Origin of the sequence: Mycobacterium simiae (genome assembly GCF_010727605.1) — a bacterium.
Taxonomy (GTDB): domain Bacteria; phylum Actinomycetota; class Actinomycetes; order Mycobacteriales; family Mycobacteriaceae; genus Mycobacterium; species Mycobacterium simiae.
On record NZ_AP022568.1, the window covers coordinates 5,678,610 to 5,694,667 of the forward strand.

Annotated in this window: 14 protein-coding genes; 3 read left to right on the forward strand and 11 right to left on the reverse strand. The window is 65.0% G+C overall.

Going from position 1 to position 16,058, the window contains the following annotated elements:
* Positions 1 to 2: 2 nt before the first annotated feature.
* The 3 genes from G6N33_RS26455 to G6N33_RS26465 form a co-directional block, all read right to left on the reverse strand.
* Positions 3 to 1,151, reverse strand: coding sequence for a hypothetical protein (locus G6N33_RS26455; protein ID WP_044505717.1), 1,149 nt, complete (start codon positions 1,149 to 1,151; stop codon positions 3 to 5).
* Positions 1,152 to 1,247: 96 nt separating this feature from the next.
* Positions 1,248 to 3,425, reverse strand: a complete 2,178-nt coding sequence (locus tag G6N33_RS26460) for a glutamine synthetase III family protein (protein ID WP_044505715.1) — start codon at positions 3,423 to 3,425, stop codon at positions 1,248 to 1,250.
* A gap of 154 nt (positions 3,426 to 3,579) precedes the next feature.
* Positions 3,580 to 4,275 carry a rhomboid-like protein gene (locus G6N33_RS26465; RefSeq protein WP_044511721.1) on the reverse strand — a complete coding sequence of 232 codons (696 nt, stop codon included), beginning with the start codon at positions 4,273 to 4,275 and terminating at the stop codon, positions 3,580 to 3,582.
* 295 nt (positions 4,276 to 4,570) lie between these two features.
* Here G6N33_RS26465 and G6N33_RS26470 point away from each other — a divergent pair, with 295 nt between their 5' ends.
* Positions 4,571 to 5,236 (forward strand): cysteine peptidase family C39 domain-containing protein, encoded by a 666-nt coding sequence (locus tag G6N33_RS26470; protein ID WP_049918906.1) that lies wholly within the window; start codon positions 4,571 to 4,573, stop codon positions 5,234 to 5,236.
* 374 nt (positions 5,237 to 5,610) lie between these two features.
* On the opposite strand, the gene G6N33_RS26475 is transcribed toward G6N33_RS26470, so the two are convergent.
* Positions 5,611 to 6,369 (reverse strand): class I SAM-dependent methyltransferase, encoded by a 759-nt coding sequence (locus tag G6N33_RS26475; RefSeq protein WP_044505714.1) that lies wholly within the window; start codon positions 6,367 to 6,369, stop codon positions 5,611 to 5,613.
* A 184-nt stretch (positions 6,370 to 6,553) separates the two neighbouring features.
* On the opposite strand from G6N33_RS26475, the gene G6N33_RS26480 reads away from it, so the two are divergent.
* Positions 6,554 to 7,249 carry a DUF899 domain-containing protein gene (locus G6N33_RS26480; protein WP_044505713.1) on the forward strand — a complete coding sequence of 232 codons (696 nt, stop codon included), beginning with the start codon at positions 6,554 to 6,556 and terminating at the stop codon, positions 7,247 to 7,249.
* On the opposite strand, the gene G6N33_RS26485 is transcribed toward G6N33_RS26480, so the two are convergent.
* The 3 genes from G6N33_RS26485 to G6N33_RS26495 are packed head-to-tail and all read right to left on the reverse strand — an operon-like array spanning position 7,228 to position 11,454.
* On the reverse strand, positions 7,228 to 8,271 hold the full coding sequence (locus G6N33_RS26485; RefSeq protein ID WP_044505712.1) for an epoxyqueuosine reductase: 1,044 nt from the start codon (positions 8,269 to 8,271) through the stop codon (positions 7,228 to 7,230). The genes G6N33_RS26480 and G6N33_RS26485 overlap by 22 nt on opposite strands.
* A gap of 21 nt (positions 8,272 to 8,292) precedes the next feature.
* The gene (locus G6N33_RS26490; protein ID WP_044505711.1) at positions 8,293 to 9,966 is read right to left on the reverse strand and encodes a tetratricopeptide repeat protein; all 1,674 of its coding nucleotides are present in this window, start codon (positions 9,964 to 9,966) and stop codon (positions 8,293 to 8,295) included.
* 24 nt (positions 9,967 to 9,990) lie between these two features.
* A complete protein-coding gene (locus tag G6N33_RS26495) occupies positions 9,991 to 11,454 on the reverse strand; it encodes an MFS transporter (protein ID WP_044505710.1) in 1,464 nt (487 codons plus the stop codon).
* Between the two features lie 141 nt (positions 11,455 to 11,595).
* On the opposite strand from G6N33_RS26495, the gene G6N33_RS26500 reads away from it, so the two are divergent.
* On the forward strand, positions 11,596 to 11,985 hold the full coding sequence (locus tag G6N33_RS26500; RefSeq protein WP_049918905.1) for a nucleotidyl cyclase domain-containing protein: 390 nt from the start codon (positions 11,596 to 11,598) through the stop codon (positions 11,983 to 11,985).
* A 37-nt stretch (positions 11,986 to 12,022) separates the two neighbouring features.
* Here G6N33_RS26500 and G6N33_RS26505 read toward each other — a convergent pair whose 3' ends face one another.
* From G6N33_RS26505 to G6N33_RS26520, 4 genes are all read right to left on the reverse strand, one after another.
* Positions 12,023 to 12,763, reverse strand: a complete 741-nt coding sequence (locus G6N33_RS26505) for an SDR family NAD(P)-dependent oxidoreductase (RefSeq protein WP_044505708.1) — start codon at positions 12,761 to 12,763, stop codon at positions 12,023 to 12,025.
* Between the two features lie 20 nt (positions 12,764 to 12,783).
* Positions 12,784 to 13,065, reverse strand: coding sequence for a hypothetical protein (locus G6N33_RS26510; RefSeq protein WP_044511718.1), 282 nt, complete (start codon positions 13,063 to 13,065; stop codon positions 12,784 to 12,786).
* Positions 13,066 to 13,188: 123 nt separating this feature from the next.
* Positions 13,189 to 13,515: an STAS domain-containing protein gene (locus G6N33_RS26515; RefSeq protein ID WP_044505706.1), complete on the reverse strand. Its 327-nt coding sequence runs from the start codon at positions 13,513 to 13,515 to the stop codon at positions 13,189 to 13,191.
* Positions 13,515 to 15,992 carry a SpoIIE family protein phosphatase gene (locus G6N33_RS26520; RefSeq protein ID WP_232069488.1) on the reverse strand — a complete coding sequence of 826 codons (2,478 nt, stop codon included), beginning with the start codon at positions 15,990 to 15,992 and terminating at the stop codon, positions 13,515 to 13,517. Before G6N33_RS26520 ends, G6N33_RS26515 begins: the two co-directional genes overlap by 1 nt.
* Positions 15,993 to 16,058 lie beyond the last annotated feature (66 nt).

The following is a 16,058-nucleotide window of genomic DNA, read 5'->3' on the forward strand; positions in this document are numbered from 1 at the left end:
GGTCACTGCGGCAACGGCCGGACCGGGACGCAGTCCGTGGGGTTCGGCGACATCTTGGCCGAAAGCCGTTGCAGGAGCACAAAGGGATCGCTGCTGGAGAGGTCGAGCGCGGCGAAGGTGTCCGCGTCGGCGCGCACGCTGATCAGACATGGCCGCCCCGCTTGGCCGGTGCTGGGATCCACCCGGTCAATAACGCCATCGAAGATCACTGCATCGAGGCGGTGCGTAGCGTCGACCGCGAACGCGGCTGCCAACGCCAGCAGCGTGAGTTGGGCAATGATGCTGGCGTACAACGCTTTTACTTGGCCGGCCGGCCGTGCGGTGGCGACCACGGTGTCGCGCGCCTTGACGTGCCGGTAGGCCTTGACCTTCGGGACGACCTCGACCCCGGGCAGCCGATATTCGATCGCCAGTTGGCGCCGGGACTGCGAGTACGTAACGGTTACGGCCGAAGCGATATTGGGCGGCAGCGGAATTGCCGACAGCGCCGCTTCGACCCGGGCCGCGATGTCGCCGCCGTCCCCCGGGTCCGGCGGCGGCGCATCGACTTCACCCGTCAGCCGCCGTAATCCCGTCCGAAGCAGCTCTCGTAGTGCGGCCACCCGGGATTCGATGTTCGCGTTCTGCCGCTCAACTTGAGCGGCGATGCCATCGAGGTCATAGATCTCCCGGTCCAGCACAACGTCTTTGGGCCATCGGCTGCGCTGCCACTCACGTCGGCGTGTGGTCTCTGCGGCGCGTTCTCTGGCGTCGGCGACCTGCATCGCCGTATACAGCGCTTTGGTGGTCTCGAGCTCTTTCAGGCGCTGTGCGTCACGGACCGGATGCCGGAGCCGGGCGAGCTGGTACTGATGACGCACCTGAGCCAGCTGGTGCTGGGCGTCGGCCACCCCGTAGTAGTGCGGCGGCGGCACGAAGTCCGCGAGTTGCGGCAACGGCTCGACGACCTGCAGGTAGTGGATGCGCATTTCACAGGCGGCACGGTCCTGGCGCGCCTTGGTGACGGTGTAGTAGGTCTGCAGCATCCGGCAGGCCGTTTTCCAGTTCTCAGTGGTCGGTGCCGAGCGCGACGGACACCGCCACAGATTCCAGAGCGCTTGGTAGGCCGCCAGCTCCGCGGCCCGTCGCTCGCGGTCGTCGAATGACGCCATGCTCTCCCCTGACCGGACTACCTCCGTAATTGAAACCTAACCGGTCGGGGCGAGGCATGCAGCATGGCCGTTCCCACAGGAATATCCGCACCGGCTTCAGAGAATGTAAAGCATCTCCTGGTAGGTCGGTAGCGGCCACAAATCGTCGGCGACAACGGTTTCGAGCGTGTCCACGGCCGCGCGGACGGCGTCCATCGCTGGCAGCAGGGACTTCTGGGCATGGGTGGCCTCATCCAGTGCTGACTGCGCCGAGTGCTTGGACAGGGCCGCCGACAAGGTCGTTAGCGCCGCGGAGAGATCGTTCAGCGGCCCCGAAACGGCTTCCAGGGCAGCTGTACTGGGCTCGATACCCGCCGCTTTCATGGTGGCAACATTCTGTGCGAGCTCGGTTTGATAGCGGATCGCGGCGGGCAGGACGACCGTCGTCCCGATTTCCAACGCCAACTTCGCCTCAACCCCGATGGTCAGCGCATACTGCTCCAACCGGACTTCATAGCGGCTGTGCAGCTCACGTTCGTTGAACACGTCGTACTTGGTGAACAGCTCGACCGCCTCCGGCTTGATCAGCTCCGGAATGGCGTCCAGCGTCGTCTTCAGGTTCGGCAGGCCGCGCTCGGCCGCCTCGATCTGCCAGTTCTCCGAGTATCCGTCCCCGTTGAACACCACCGCGCCGTGTTCGGTGATGACCTCGGTGAGCAGCTTCTGCACCGCCTTGTCGAAGTCTTCGCCATCGGCGACGGCTTGCTCGAGAGCCGTGGCCATGTAGTCGAAGGAGTCGGCCATGATCGTGTTGAGCACGATCATCGGGACCGCTACCGTCTGGCCCGAGCCCGGTGCACGGAACTCGAACCGGTTACCGGTGAAGGCGAATGGGCTGGTCCGGTTGCGGTCTCCCGCGTCGGTCGGAAGCGGGGGCAGCGTGTCTACCCCGATGATCATGGTGCCCTTGCCCTTTGACGAGGTGGCTTGCCCCTTCGCGATTTGCTCGAACACGTCGGCGAGTTGTTCGCCGAGGAAGATCGAAATGATCGCGGGCGGCGCTTCGTTGGCGCCCAGCCGGTGGTCGTTGGTCGCCGACGCGACCGACACTCGAAGCAGCCCGGCGAACTTGTGTACCGCCCGGATGACGGCCGCGCAGAACACCAAGAATTGTGCGTTCTCATGCGGGGTGTCGCCCGGGACCAGCAGCGAACCCAGCTCCGCGTTGCCTACCGAGAAGTTGACGTGCTTGCCCGATCCGTTCACGCCCGCAAACGGCTTCTCGTGGAACAGGCATTCCATGCCGTGCTTTTTGGCCACCGTTTTGAAGATTGTCATCAGCAGTTGCTGGTGGTCCGAGGCGATGTTGGCCCGCTCGAACATCGGCGCGACCTCGAACTGGCCGGGTGCGACCTCGTTGTGCCGGGTCTTGGCCGGGATGCCGAGTTTGAATAGCTCCCGCTCGGTGTCCATCATGAAGCCCAGGACACGTTCAGGCACCGCGCCGAAGTAGTGATCGTCGAATTCCTGGCCTTTCGGCGGCTTGGCGCCGAACACCGTGCGGCCGGCGTTGATCAGGTCCGGCCGAGCCAGAAAAAAGTGCCGGTCTACCAGGAAGTATTCCTGCTCCGGCCCACAGAACGACACCACCTTGTTGAGGTCTTTGTGGCCGAACAGCGTCAGGATTCGCTCGGCGTGGATCCCCATGGCCTGCTGGCTGCGCAGCAAGGGGGTCTTGTAATCCAGCGCTTCCCCGGTCATCGACACGAAAACCGTTGGGATGCAGAGCGTGTTGCCGTTCGGGTTTTCCAAAACGTAGGCCGGGCTAGTGACATCCCAGCCGGTGTATCCGCGTGCCTCAAAGGTGCTCCGCAACCCGCCGGACGGAAAGCTCGACGCGTCGGGCTCCCCCTGTATCAGGGTCTTGCCAGCGAACTCGGCCAGTGTCTGTCCGTCGGAGATGGGCTCGAGAAAGCTGTCGTGCTTTTCGGCGGTCAAACCGGTCATCGGGTAGAACACGTGGGCGTAGTGGGTGGCGCCCTTCTCCAGCGCCCAGTCCTTCATAGCGACCGCGACCGTATCGGCGACCGCGGGGTCGAGTTTGGCGCCCTTCTCAATCGTGGCAATGACGGACTTGTACACGGATTTCGGCAGCCGCCGTTGCATTTCGGCTTTGGTGAAGACGTTCGAGCCGAAGACCTCGCCGGGTGTCTCTCCGGCCACGAAACTGACGGCCGGGGGGACGTATGATTCGACGTTGTTGATCGCCTGCAGGCGGACTGCGTTACCGCTCAATGGAGTTCCTCTCGCTGGGCACACGTTGCGGACATCAGGGGCCTTCGCGGGCGGAAGGCGGGACCGCCCCACCTTAGGAACTTTCGATGGCAAACTTGTTACATGCGCATCAACGGTGCGCTTTTCGCGTTGCGAGCGTGCAAAGACCGGCTTGTCAGCTATGTCGTCGCAGCACGGCCCCCAGCAGGGCCGGGCTCAACGGGCGACCGGTGCGCCGTCGGATCGCCGGGTAGAAGCAGAGCCCGACGAGGATCGCGGTGAAGTGACCGATCGCCGTAAAGTTCAGAACGGTAAAGTTCATCGTCAACAGCGGGGATCCGAAGACGATCAGCAGCGCACCAAGATAGCCCCAACGCCACGGCGTAGCGATGTGGTACGCCAGCACCGCCGCCACCCCGGCAAGGAAGTAACTGACGCCGATGTCACGCGCATGCACCAGACGCTCCGGCGCCTGATTCTCCTCGATCGCCAGGTAGAGGATGCCTTCGCTGAGGTAGGTCGCCAGCACATGGGCGGTCAATCCAACTGCCAGCCAACGCACCCGGCCAAGCCAGTGTTCTGCGGGTGCGAGGATCAACGTAAAGAACACAAGGTAGGGCAACAGGTTCTTGCCGTCGATCCACAACAGGCTCGATACCAGGACGCTGATCGGGTCCGTACTCAAGTGGTAGATGTCGGTGGAGTGCCGCAGAAGTAGCCAATGCCGCTGCCGTCCCGTGAGTCCGTCCTGGATGATCGTCGTGATGAGCAGCACGGACAGCCAGCCGTAGGTGAGCGGCGCCGTCCTGATGAATCGCCATATCACCAGGGCTGTTGAAGATAGTTTCGCCTGTGCCGATGATTCAGCCATGAGCTCGATCATGGCAGCATTTCGGTTGCAGCCAAAGACAATTGGGCTTTTCGCAATGGGATTCGGCACGTTGAATCGCCGCTGCCACATGTGGCGGACCGGCAGACAAGGGACAACGATTGCCCAAACGGCCGCGCCCCCGCGGCGAGCGGGTCCGTCTCAAGACGGCAACATCTGTGCGTGTTACGTCGTGCTTCGCGCAAAGTTCGGCGTTTAATGCTCCCAAGAGGGCGACTCCCGACCCTTTTCTCAATACAGCAGCGCGCCGCCGCCGCGGCTCGAGAAAAGGATGCCCATGAAGCGCACCCCGACTGCCATCGTTGCGGTGGTGGTGCGCGGCGTCGCCGTCACTCTCGCGGCCGCCGCGTCCGCCTCGCTTATCCTGGCCACCGTGGTCCACGCGGCCCCCGGCCCGCCGGTCCCGGACGCCGACCACGAGGCGGGCATGTACGGGGACCCCGCGGCCGCCGCGCCCTTCTGGCGCCAACAACATGCGTCGGACTGCGGAGAGATGGCCGTGGCCGATGTCGTCGGCGAAATCACCGGGCACCAGCCGACTGAGCAGCAGATCACCCTTTTGGCCGGAAAACTGCCAAATGTAACGGGTTCCGGACCGATTTGGCACCCGCCGGGCAATACCGACATCAGGGACCTACCGCTGCTGCTGTGGCACTACTGGATCAGGGCCGACAACATCCAAACGGAAATCGCTGCGGTGCAAAGGGATCTGGCACAGCGACGCAAGGTAATCGCCCTGGTGAACGCCGAGACCATCTGGAATCGGCCGGGCAACCGCAACATCGGAAACCACTTTGTGGTTGTCACCGGCGTCGACACCAGGGCCGGGGTGGTGCATCTCAACGACAGCGGCATCTCGGCCGGCCGCGACGAGCAGGTTCCCCAAGCCGTGTTCGAGCGGGCCTGGGCACCGAACTACCGGTCCGCCGTGGTGACGAGGTGACCGAAAGTCGGTTCAGGTCAAGGTTTTCGTCGCCGCCAGCTCCACGGGAGCCGATCCGCGACCGGTGGCAAGACTGCAGGACTGGGCCAGCGGCGGGCCGTAGGTAGCGGCGCCGCACTCACATTCCCAGCAGATGTGCCGGCCGCACGAACAGGGAATTGTTGCCACGATCATATGTCCCGGCAGCAGCCAATGACCACGTGCACACCGTTGTGGTGGTCTGTCCATCCATTGCGTGCGCGGGCGGCACGCCGGCGCGTCGACATGAACACTCACGAGCACCACCCTCCCATTGGCTGCCGGAGCCGACCAGGGTGATGGGCGAATCGTTATGGACTCGTTGACCGTGTCGTTGTCCGCGGGTTCGCGGGTGGTCAGTCCTTTTCCAGGGTCACCTGGGTGACATCAATCTGGCCGGTGCGGAACGCGTTGGCCCGACCGGTCAGGAAGTGCAGGTATCGCTGGTAGACCTCTTCGGAATGCCTGGCGATGGCCTCGTCCTTGTGCGCCTCCAACGCCTCAGTCCACAGGTCGAGCGTCTTGGCGTAATGCGGCTGCAGCGTCTCGCGCAGGGTCAGCGTGAAGCCCGCTTGCTCCGCGCGCTGTTCGACCGGAGCCGGGGTCGGCACTTCGGTGATGGTGTGCAGAAACATGACGCCGTCGTCGGGTAGCACGGCGTAGGCCATTTCGAAGAGGTCGTCGTAACGCCCGTGCTCGAACGCCCCGATCGAGACGATTCGGTCGACGGGCTCGGCGAACTCTTCCCAGCCCTGCAGCATCACCCACTTGCTGCGCTGGGTGTCCATCTCGTCGAATGACTGCTGTACGTAAGCGGCCTGGTCGCTGGACGATGTCAGCCCCACCACGTTGACGTCGTATTTCTCGATCGCGCGCCGCATCGTGGTCCCCCAGCCGCAGTCGACGTCGAGCAGCGTCATGCCCGGCTGTAGATCCAGCGACGCCAGCGCCAAATCGATCTTGGCGAGTTGGGCTTCTTCCAGCGTCATGTCGTCGCGCTCGAAATATGCGCAACTGTAAATTTGAGTCCGATCGAGGAACAACCGGAAGAAATCGTCGGACAGGTCGTAACGAACTTGCGCGTCGTCAACCCTCGGAATCATCTCCTGAGTCATGAATTCTTGCCTTTCTGGACCCAGGGCCCCCCGCATGACTTCTCAAGTCTGCACATAGTTGCCCGGGCCCGCATGCGGCAAACCCGATTCGAAGGAAGTTCTCAGCATTGGGCTAGCGTCCCGGCGATGAATTTCCGACCGCCCGCGAGTCAGACCACCAAGTCAACATTGAGGAGCGGATCTCATGTCACGGAGTCCTGCGGCCCTGCCGCCGATCGTCGATCACCACACCTGGCGCACCCAACTCGACAAGTTGCGCACGCGAGAGAAGGCGGCGACGCGCGAACTCGATGCGATCGCCGCGCAGCGGCGCCGCCTGCCGATGGTCGAGTTGCCCGATTACACGCTCGTCGGGCCCGACGGACCCATCCGCCTGGTGGAGGTGTTCGGCGGGCGATCCCAGCTCATCACCTACCACCACATGTGGTCGGACGGCGCCGAGTGGCAGTGCGCCGGGTGCACCGGCTTCACGTCGCAGTTCACCCGGCTGGAGTTCCTCGAGAACTACGACGCCCGCTTCGTCATCGTGACCAACGGGCCGATTGAGGACGCGCTCGCCTACCGGCGCAAGGTGGGCAATCGGATGCAGTGGTATTCGTCGGCGCAGAGCCCGTTCGGGACGGACATGGACGCACCTCCGGGCGGCGGCTTTGCGGTCAACGTGTTCCTGCGCGACGGTGACACGGTGTATCGGACCTGGCACACCAACGGGCGGGGCACCGAGCAACTCAGTCACTCATTCGGGCTCATCGACGTGTTGCCGTGGGGTCGACAAGAGCAGTGGTTGGACTCGCCGGAGGGCTGGCCGTCGCGGCCCACCTACTCGGGGTGGCTGGATTCCCCCGCCATCGCCCGCGCCTACGGAGTCGCGGAGGGCTGAGGCCGTCCACCGTCGACTACCCTGACCGGCTTGTGCGGATAGCGACGCTCGGCGTACTCCTTGGCTTTGGAGTTCGGCAACACGTAGAGCGTTTCCTTCTTGTCCTGCAACGGTTTGAGCACCAAGTCCAAGAAGCTTTTCCGGTTGTCCAAATAGGGCTCGATGACATCCTCGCCGGCGGGGCAGACGGCCAGACAGTAGGCGGCCTTGTAGTTCGGCTTGAACGACAGGCTCTGCCACATCGATGCATTCTCGGAATCGGTTACCCGCGAACGGAACTCGGCTGCGTCGGTACTGTCGGCCACGGTCTGCACCCAGTCGGTAAAGCCGCCCATGAACTCCCGGTAGTTGTGTGTCGAACAGGCCAGCCAGTCGAAGCTGCCGTCCTTGCCGATCGCCCCGACCGGGCACGCCGCGACGCACAGCTTGCACTCCAGACACGGGCTGTAATCCAATGGCTGGCCGTAGCGGCTGATCGGGGCGTCGACCAGGATGGTGCCGAGCAGGATGAAATTGCCGAACTTAGGGTGAATGACGTTGCGGTGGATTCCCATTACGCCGAGGCCGGCCGCCACGGCCACCGGCTTGTGCGCGACCACCCAGATACGGCCCGGGTAGTTGTCCATCTCCATCGGGAAGGTGGCAGACGGGTTCAGGGCTCGGTAACCGGCGTCCTGCAATCGGCGAACGACGCGGTGGGCCGTCTCATTGAGCAGCTCACCGCTGCGGTGGAACTCCTGGTTGGCGACGCTGCGGGCGGTAGATCGGATGTTGTCGCGGTTCATCTTGACCACCAGCGAGATGTAGCTCTTGGTTCGGGGCAACGCCGCCTCGACATGCTCGACCTCCGAGGCGAGTTCGGGGTCGTCCACCCGGGCGAACGCCACGTCGTCGGCGCCCGCGTCCAGGCAGATCTCGCGCAGCCAGTCGGCGTCGAGAATGCCGGGCCGGCGCGGTTGCCGTCCGCGCACCGTACGCACCGTTGGATGCTGCGCTAATCGGCCGGGAAGTTTGTCGCCCATGCTGGGTATACTACACAATACTTAGAGCATGGGGCCGAATCTGCAGGCACAGGACGCGGTGATGGGGACGTCGGCGCGTCCTTGCGCCAGCACCAGTTGCTGCTCGATGATCGCGGCTTCAGCGGTGCGGCCAAGGCGGCGCAGACACTCGTGGTAGCCGTGCAGGCTCCAGACGTTGCCGGGATGTTGACAGCTTCGCCGGACAGCTGGATCAAGACCCAGATCGGCCGCATAGACCTCGGCCGCTTCGCTCACCCGCCCCTGCTCGAGCAGCAGCGCGCCGTAGGCGTGGCGGGTCGGCTGCATCCAGCCCCACGGCTCGTCGTACGGCAGGGCGTCGTCGAGTTCCACCGCGCGGGCCAAATGGTCGAATGCGGTGTCGAAATCTCCTCGGCGGTAAGCGATTTCACCGTCGATCATCGCTGCGGCGACCGCGAGGATGTCACGACTGGTGTTGTTGAACAAATACCGCGAGGCCGGGATGCGGGCATAAGCCTCGGCGAAGGCTTGCCGCTCGGCATCTGCGCGCGACAGTTGACCCAAGGCCGCATAGGCAACGGCGCGGCCATAGTGCACCGTGGTCGCCGTGGTGCAGTACAGATCCGGGTCGGCGGGCAGCGGCGCGGCGATCAAATCAGCCCACCGCCCGAAGCGGATGAGAACATGCACCCGCAGCGGCACGAATGCTTCCAGCCAGTCGGCCATCGGGGGCGAATCGATCAACAGCACTGCCGGCGTGAGTTGCGCGGCCAGCTCATCGGCGGCCGCGAGCGCGACTCGAGACTGTCCGGAAAACATTGCCGCGTAGACCACGAAGTGCAAGTCGTGTGCTCGGTAGGCGGAGTAAAAGTTCAGTGCCCCTTCGCGTTCCAGGAACTTGCGATCCGCGCGCACTGCCGCCAGGTTCGAGACCACCGCACTGCGGTAATCGCCGCACAGTACGTCGATATGGGTCGGCATGTGTTCGAGGTGACCGGCGTCCGGCACCAGCCCGCGCAGCAGATCGGCCGCGGGCAGCGCAACCTCGGGATGTGTCGATAACTCCATCGTGTGCAGATAGAGATGCAGGATGCCGGGGTGAGCTTGCCCGGCGGGAGTCGCTAGCGCGGTCTCGAGGAGCTGCTTGGCCTCGAGGACACGAGAGCCGGGAGCCGGCTCGCCGGTGTCGGTATCCCAAAGGGCCCAGGCAGTCACGTTGACCAGCGCATCCGCAGTCAAGGCCGCGACGTCCACGTCGTGCGGGTACGTCGAGGCCAACGTTGACATCGAGTCGGCGTACGCGGCTTGACCCGCCGCCAGCGCCGCGGTGTCCCCGGCGTCCGCGGTGGGAAACCGGGCGGCAAGCGCGTCGATCAGACCCCGTTCGAGGGCCGTGGCGCGGCCTCGGCGGGCGAGCCGAAGTTCCGCGCGAGCGCGGGTCAGCGATGCGGCAAGGTCGGCGGGATCAAAGGCATCCCAGGCCTTGTTGTAGTTCGGCCCGACCGAATACGCGATGCCCCAGCGTGCGATGGCCAGATCGGGATCCAGCTCGAGCGCCTTGTCGAAGCAGCGCACCGCCTCTTCATGATTGAACGCGTACGCCCACACCATGCCTCGGTCGAACCATATTTGGGCGTGCGCCGAAGGCGTGTCAACGGCCCGATGGTAAGCCCCAAGGTTGTAATACGAGTCGACGTCGCCCAGCGGTAGCGTCACGCCGCCGACGATAGTCCCAACCAGCTAGTCGTCGTTGTCGGCGTCGGCCACCGTCAACGGCAGTGCCAGATCCTCCAGGGCGCGTTGCTCGGCGGCGATGCCGAGCCACAGTTCGACGAGGCCCGCGACCGCCATCACGATCGCCCCGATCAAAAACGACCACAACACCTGGCCACGTTCGCCGGAATTGATCAGCTCGCCGAACAGGACGGGCCCGGTGATACCGCCGATCGCCGTGCCCACCGCGTAGAAGAACGCGATCGCCAGCGCCCGGGTCTCCATCGGAAAGATCTCGCTGACGGTCAGGTAGGCCGCGCTCGCACCCGCCGACGCCAGAAAGAACGCCGCCGCCAACACGACGATGAACGTCCACACACCGCCGGTCTGGTTCACGAACAACACACCGAGCACGACCGCAATGGCCGCCGAGCCGATGTAGGTCATCGTGATCATCGGTTTGCGACCGACGGTGTCGAAGAGCCGCCCGAGGACCAGCGGGCCGAAGAAATTGCTCAACGCCCACAGAATGAAAAAGACCGGTACCGTTCCCGAAGCGACGCCGTAAAACCTGCTCAACAGGGTGCCCAGATTGAACGTCACGCCGTTGTAGAGGAACGCCTGGCCGATGAACAAAGCGAGCCCGAGAATTGCGCGCTTGGGATAAAGCTTGAATGCCACCTGAGCAATCTCTACGAACGAAATCGTTTCGCGCTGACGAATTTTCAGCGGCTGTCCGTGCGGCTCAGGCAGCGACTGACCGGTTTCCCGCTCGACGTCGCCCTCGATGTCCGCGACGATCTGCTCGGCTTCCTGGTCACGACCGTGAATGAACAGCCACCGTGGGCTTTCCGGGACGTTACGCCGGACCAGCAACAGGAAGATGCCGAAGATGGCACCGATGCCGAACGCTAGGCGCCAACCGATGTTCGGGGGGAAATTCGAGGTGTCCAGCAGCACCAACGCGCCAGCCGCTCCCGCGGCCGAGCCGAGCCAGTAGGTGCCGTTGATGATCAGGTCGACGCGTCCGCGCACCCGCGCCGGAATCAACTCGTCGATCGCGGAATTGATGGCGGCGTATTCGCCCCCGATGCCGGCACCGGTGAAAAACCGGGCGACGAAGAAATACCAGGGCGCGAAGGCGAATGCGGTCGCCACGGTAGCGACTAGGTAGACCGCCAGGGTCAGGATGAACAAGTTGCGCCGCCCGAACCGATCCGTGAGGTGACCGAAAACCAACGCACCTAGGCAGGCGCCGGTGATGTAGATCGCCGCGGCATAACCGATCTGTGCAGGATCGAGTTCGATGCCGCTGCCCTGCTCGGTGAGGCGTGCCGAGACGTTGCCGACCATCGTGACCTCGAGTCCGTCGAGAACCCACACACCGCCGAGACCCACGACGACGCGCCAGTGGAACCGCGACCAGGGCAGCCGGTCCAGCCGCGCCGGTACGTGCGTCGTGATGGTCTTCGTGTGTGCGCGTGAGCTCATGCCGTCTCCTTCTCGGTGGGTACAGAGTTACCCGCCGCCCGGTTTCAGCAAGCCTCGAAAATATTCGGCGGCGAGCAGGCGGACCCTACCCCACCAGCCGCAGACAGCACCCGATCGGCGCGATCGGAAATTACTGGGCAGATGAGCGCCAGCCATCCGAGCAAGAGGGCCCGCTTACTGCAAGCGCTGGCGGATTCGACGTCGATCGCCATGGAGAACGTCCGCGTGTGCGCCGAACTGGAACAACGGGTGCGCGACCGCACCGCGGCGCGGCAGCAGGCAAACCGAGGAGATTCGTCAGCTCGCCGTGACCGACGAGATGACCGGGCTGACGAACCGGCGCGGCTTCTATCTGCTGGCCGAGCAAAAGCTACCGGGAGCACATCACAACGGCCCTATCGGCTTGCCGCCAGCATCGGCGCGGTGCGGGCGCCAGCGCACGGAGCGGGCGCAACCGTGGACGAATTGCTGATCCGGGCCGACGAGTTGATGTACGACGAAAAGAAGACCAGCGGCAATACCCGCGCATGAACCGGCGTTACGCCAATTCTTCTGCAGGACAATAGTTTCAGCCGGCGCCCTTGCCGTTGTCGACTCGGTAGACGGCGCCGTGGATGGCAGACGCCGCATCGCTGGCAAGGAACGCGACCACGTCGGCGACTTCGCGGGGCTGCATCATGCCGCGCGGCGCGGCTGTCCGCATGATCAGGTCGTAATTGGGATCTTCGGGTGGGCGGAATTCTGCGAGTTGCGGCGTCAGCATGCCGCCGGGGCATACGGCGTTGACGCGCAACCGATCCGCGGTGTACTCCACTGCCAGCGCGCGGGTCAGCCCGATGAGCCCGTGCTTGGCGGCGCAGTATCCGGCCGAGTACGCCTGGCCTTCCACACCGGCGATGGAGCTGACGTTGATGATGTTGCCCCCGCGCTCGAGTAGGTGTGGCAATGCGGCCCGGCACAGATAAAACGGGCCGCTCAGGTTGACCGCGAGATCTTGTGTCCAGTCGTCGTCCGTCATCGATTCGGTGCGACGCATCTGATGTTTCCCGGCGATGTTGACCAAGACGTCCAGGCCGCCGAATTCCTCGACGCACCGGTGCACCGCGTCCTGACATTCCCGTGGCGAGGCTATGTCCACCGACGCGTGCGCACCCGACCGCACATCGGCGAACACCTCGGTCAACCGTGCGGTATCGCGGGCAATCCCGAAAACGGTTGCGCCGTGGCGAGAAAACAGCCTAGCTGTTTCGGCGCCAAGGCCCGAAGATGCACCCGTCACCAACGCGACCTTGCCCTGTAGTGCAGTCATAACCGTCCTCACCCATCTCGTCACGACCGCATCCGTGCGACACCCACTCGCAAAAACTTAAGCGGCACAACGGATCTCGGCCCCATGCTGGTTACCACGTAGCGCAGCATGCGCTCTGCCCGGAGGCGCTGCCGAACGCGCCGTGCGGTGATCAGCACGAGCAAGCTAAACACAAGCCGGCCCAGTGCGACACGACTCGTGCGCTGCTGCCAGCTCAGCGGCGGCGAGCTGGCCCGTCGGCCGGCGTAGTAGCCCAGGCACGCCGTGGCGGCCAGTGCGCAGATCACCACAAGTACTGCCATGGTGATGAGCGTCCTGTCCCACTGTCGCGGGCAGGTCACGAACCAGATACACCTCAGCTAACTCGGCCGGGAATGTCTCGGGGGGGAATGTCCCCCGAACATCTGAACCCCGAATGTTTGGTGTCAGTCCTGTGTCGGCGCCGGCGCGGGTTCGACGGTGACCAATTCGGCTAGGCCGCTGACGGTGAGGCTGGTCATCAACAGGCGGTGAGCGATGACCCGAATGTGGTCCGCACGGTTGAACAGGGCGTTGATTGCCGCGCTGTCCAGGTACTCCACCCCGCTGAGGTCGACGACGAGCGTCTCCCCGCTACTCGCGGCCTGAGCCGTGGCGGCACCGAGCGCCTGGTCGAAAGCGTCGATGTTGCTCAGGTCGATTTCTCCCGCCGCCACCAGCGTGAGATTTCCATCGTCGGAGCGCACAGTGTTCAGGGTGAGCGATGTCGCCATCATGCGATCCTCACCGATAGCTGAACCTTGGTGCCCTCAGGGTCCGGGTTGATGGTGACGTCATGCATGAGGCCGCGCATCAGAGCGATGCCGCGGCCGCGGTGGGGATTGGCGGCGGGTTGCGGAGTTTTCCACGAACCCGTGTCGGTGATGGTCAGCTGCACCTCGTCGACCAAAGCGGTGGCGTCCAGGGCGATGGTGCCCCCGGGTGTGTGCCGGTGGCCGTGCTCGATGGCGTTAGCAACGGCTTCGCCGGCGGCGATGAGCACGTTCATGGTCTGATCGGGATCCAGTCGGGCGCGGCTCAGCCAACTGCGCAGCGCACGACGAACCGGGGCGAGATGGCTGACGTCGGCCGGGAAGGTGAGCTCCAGCGGAGCGGGATGTCGATAAAGCAGCAGCGCGACGTCGTCCTGGTAGCCGCTGCTGGGCGCCAGCCGGGACATGATCTGGTCGGCCAGTTCGTTCAGCGGCGACACCCTACCGTCCTGCACCAGCGCCGCGGCCCGATCGATGCCTTCGTCGAGTGACTTGCGGCGACGTTCGACTAGACCGTCGGTGTAAAGCAGCAGTGTCGAGCGGGCCGGCACGATCAGCCGGGCCTCGGAACGGGCGCGATGGGGGCGTATCCCCAACGCGACGGAGTGGCCGTCCTCGAGCATGCGGGTGCTGCCGTCGGCATCGACCAGGATGGGCGGTGGGTGCCCGGCACTGGAATACACCAGCTCACCGGTGTCGGGATTGAGCACGGCGCACACCGCGGTGGTGCATTGGGCGCCGGGTAGCCGAGCGGCGAAGCGATCGAGGCCCTCGAGGGCGGCCGCCGGGCTGGGGTTGTCGAACAGCAGTGCGCGGCAGGCGCTGCGCACCTGGCCCATCACGGTAGCGGCGGCCAGGCCGTGGCCGACGCAGTCGCCGACGATCATCGCAATGCGTCCGTCATCGAGGTCGACGACGTCGTACCAGTCACCGCCGACTTGCAGCGGGCGGGTCGCGGCCTGGTAGCGCACCGCGAAGCCGTGGGGCAGCTCGGCCGGACCGAGGATCGCGTGTTGCAATGCCAGGGCGGTCTCGCGCTGCTGGTCGACCTGATAGACGCGTTGCAAACCTTGTCCGAGGCGGCCGGCCAGCACGGTGAGCAAGGTCTGGTCTTCGAGGGTGAACGGCCGCTTGTCGGCCAGTTCGATCCAGACGACCAGGACGCCCTCGGGGTGCTGCAGCGCAATGGCCGCCGTCCCGGGCGTGCTGATGTTCGGGGTCAGCAGGTCCCCGTCGCGCAATGCGGCGAGCATGCGCCGCGTTTCGTCCGGCAGGTCGGTCCACCGGGTGGGCTCACCCACGGCCACGAGTCCTGGTGCGCCAGAATCGGTTTGGGCTGGCGCACCAAGGCCGGCCCTGCGGGTAGGGAACGTCAGCGCCAGCACGCGGCGGGCCCGCCACAGCCGACGCAGCTCCTCGGCCGCGGCCGATACCGCGTCCTCGACGGTGTCCGCCTGCGCGAGCTCCTGGTTGAGCGCGTGTTCTCGGCCCGCCGCCAGCGCCAGGGCGATCGCGGCGTGTCGGGCGAAATCACTGACCAGCTCGAGGTAGTCACTGCTGAACCTCGGCTGTTGCGGGTCTCGTGCCACCGCGATCACTCCGAGCACTGCGCCGTCGGCTACCAGCGGCATGACGATGGCCGGGCGCTCACCCACATCGGTGAAGCCCTCGATGGGGTACTGGAAGGAATCGGTGATCAGCGGTTCACCGCGCCGTGCCACCCCGCCGGTGGTCGAACCGTCCATCGGTACCTGGCGACCGATCACTTGCGACGCGTAGCGCCCCGCGGTCGCCGCCACGATGAGGGAGGCCACCTTGTCGGTCGGCAGATCGGGCTCGCTGGGAACCAATAGAATGGCCTGCTCGGCACCGGCCAGTTCGAGCGCCAGATTCACGATCAGCTGCAGTGGACCGGTCTGCGGGTCACCCGACAGCAACGCGGTCGTGATCTCCCGGCTGGCCTTCGTCCAGCGCGCCGACTCGCGTTCACGTTCAAACAACCGCGCGTTGTCGATAGCGGCCGCGGCCGCCGTCGCCAGCGCCCGCACAGCGTTCTCCTGATAGTCGGTGAACACCCGGTCCGGCCGGTCGTCCGCGAGGTACAGGCTGCCGAAATCGGCCGCCCGCACGGTGATCGGAATTCCGAGCAACGCCCGGACGGAGGGTCCGTGCGCATGCAGTTCGGTGGCCTGCGGATGGGCACTCACATCGTCGATGCGGATGCCCTCGCCCACCGGCAATTCGCCCAACCGGCGTGCCGCGTCGGCGTCGATGCCGGTGTGGACGAACGAGGCCAGGTGACCGTCGGCCGCACGGATGCCCAACGCCCCGTACCGAGCGTCGGTCAGCTCCATCGCCGCGCTAACGACACGATGCAAGGTCACATCGAGGTCCAGGTCGGAACCGATCTCGACGATGACGCGCACCAGGTGAGCCATCTGATCGCGAGCGGCCACCAGCTCGTCGAGTCGTTCGTCCGCTTGGCTCACCGGCTCGCGCTGCCC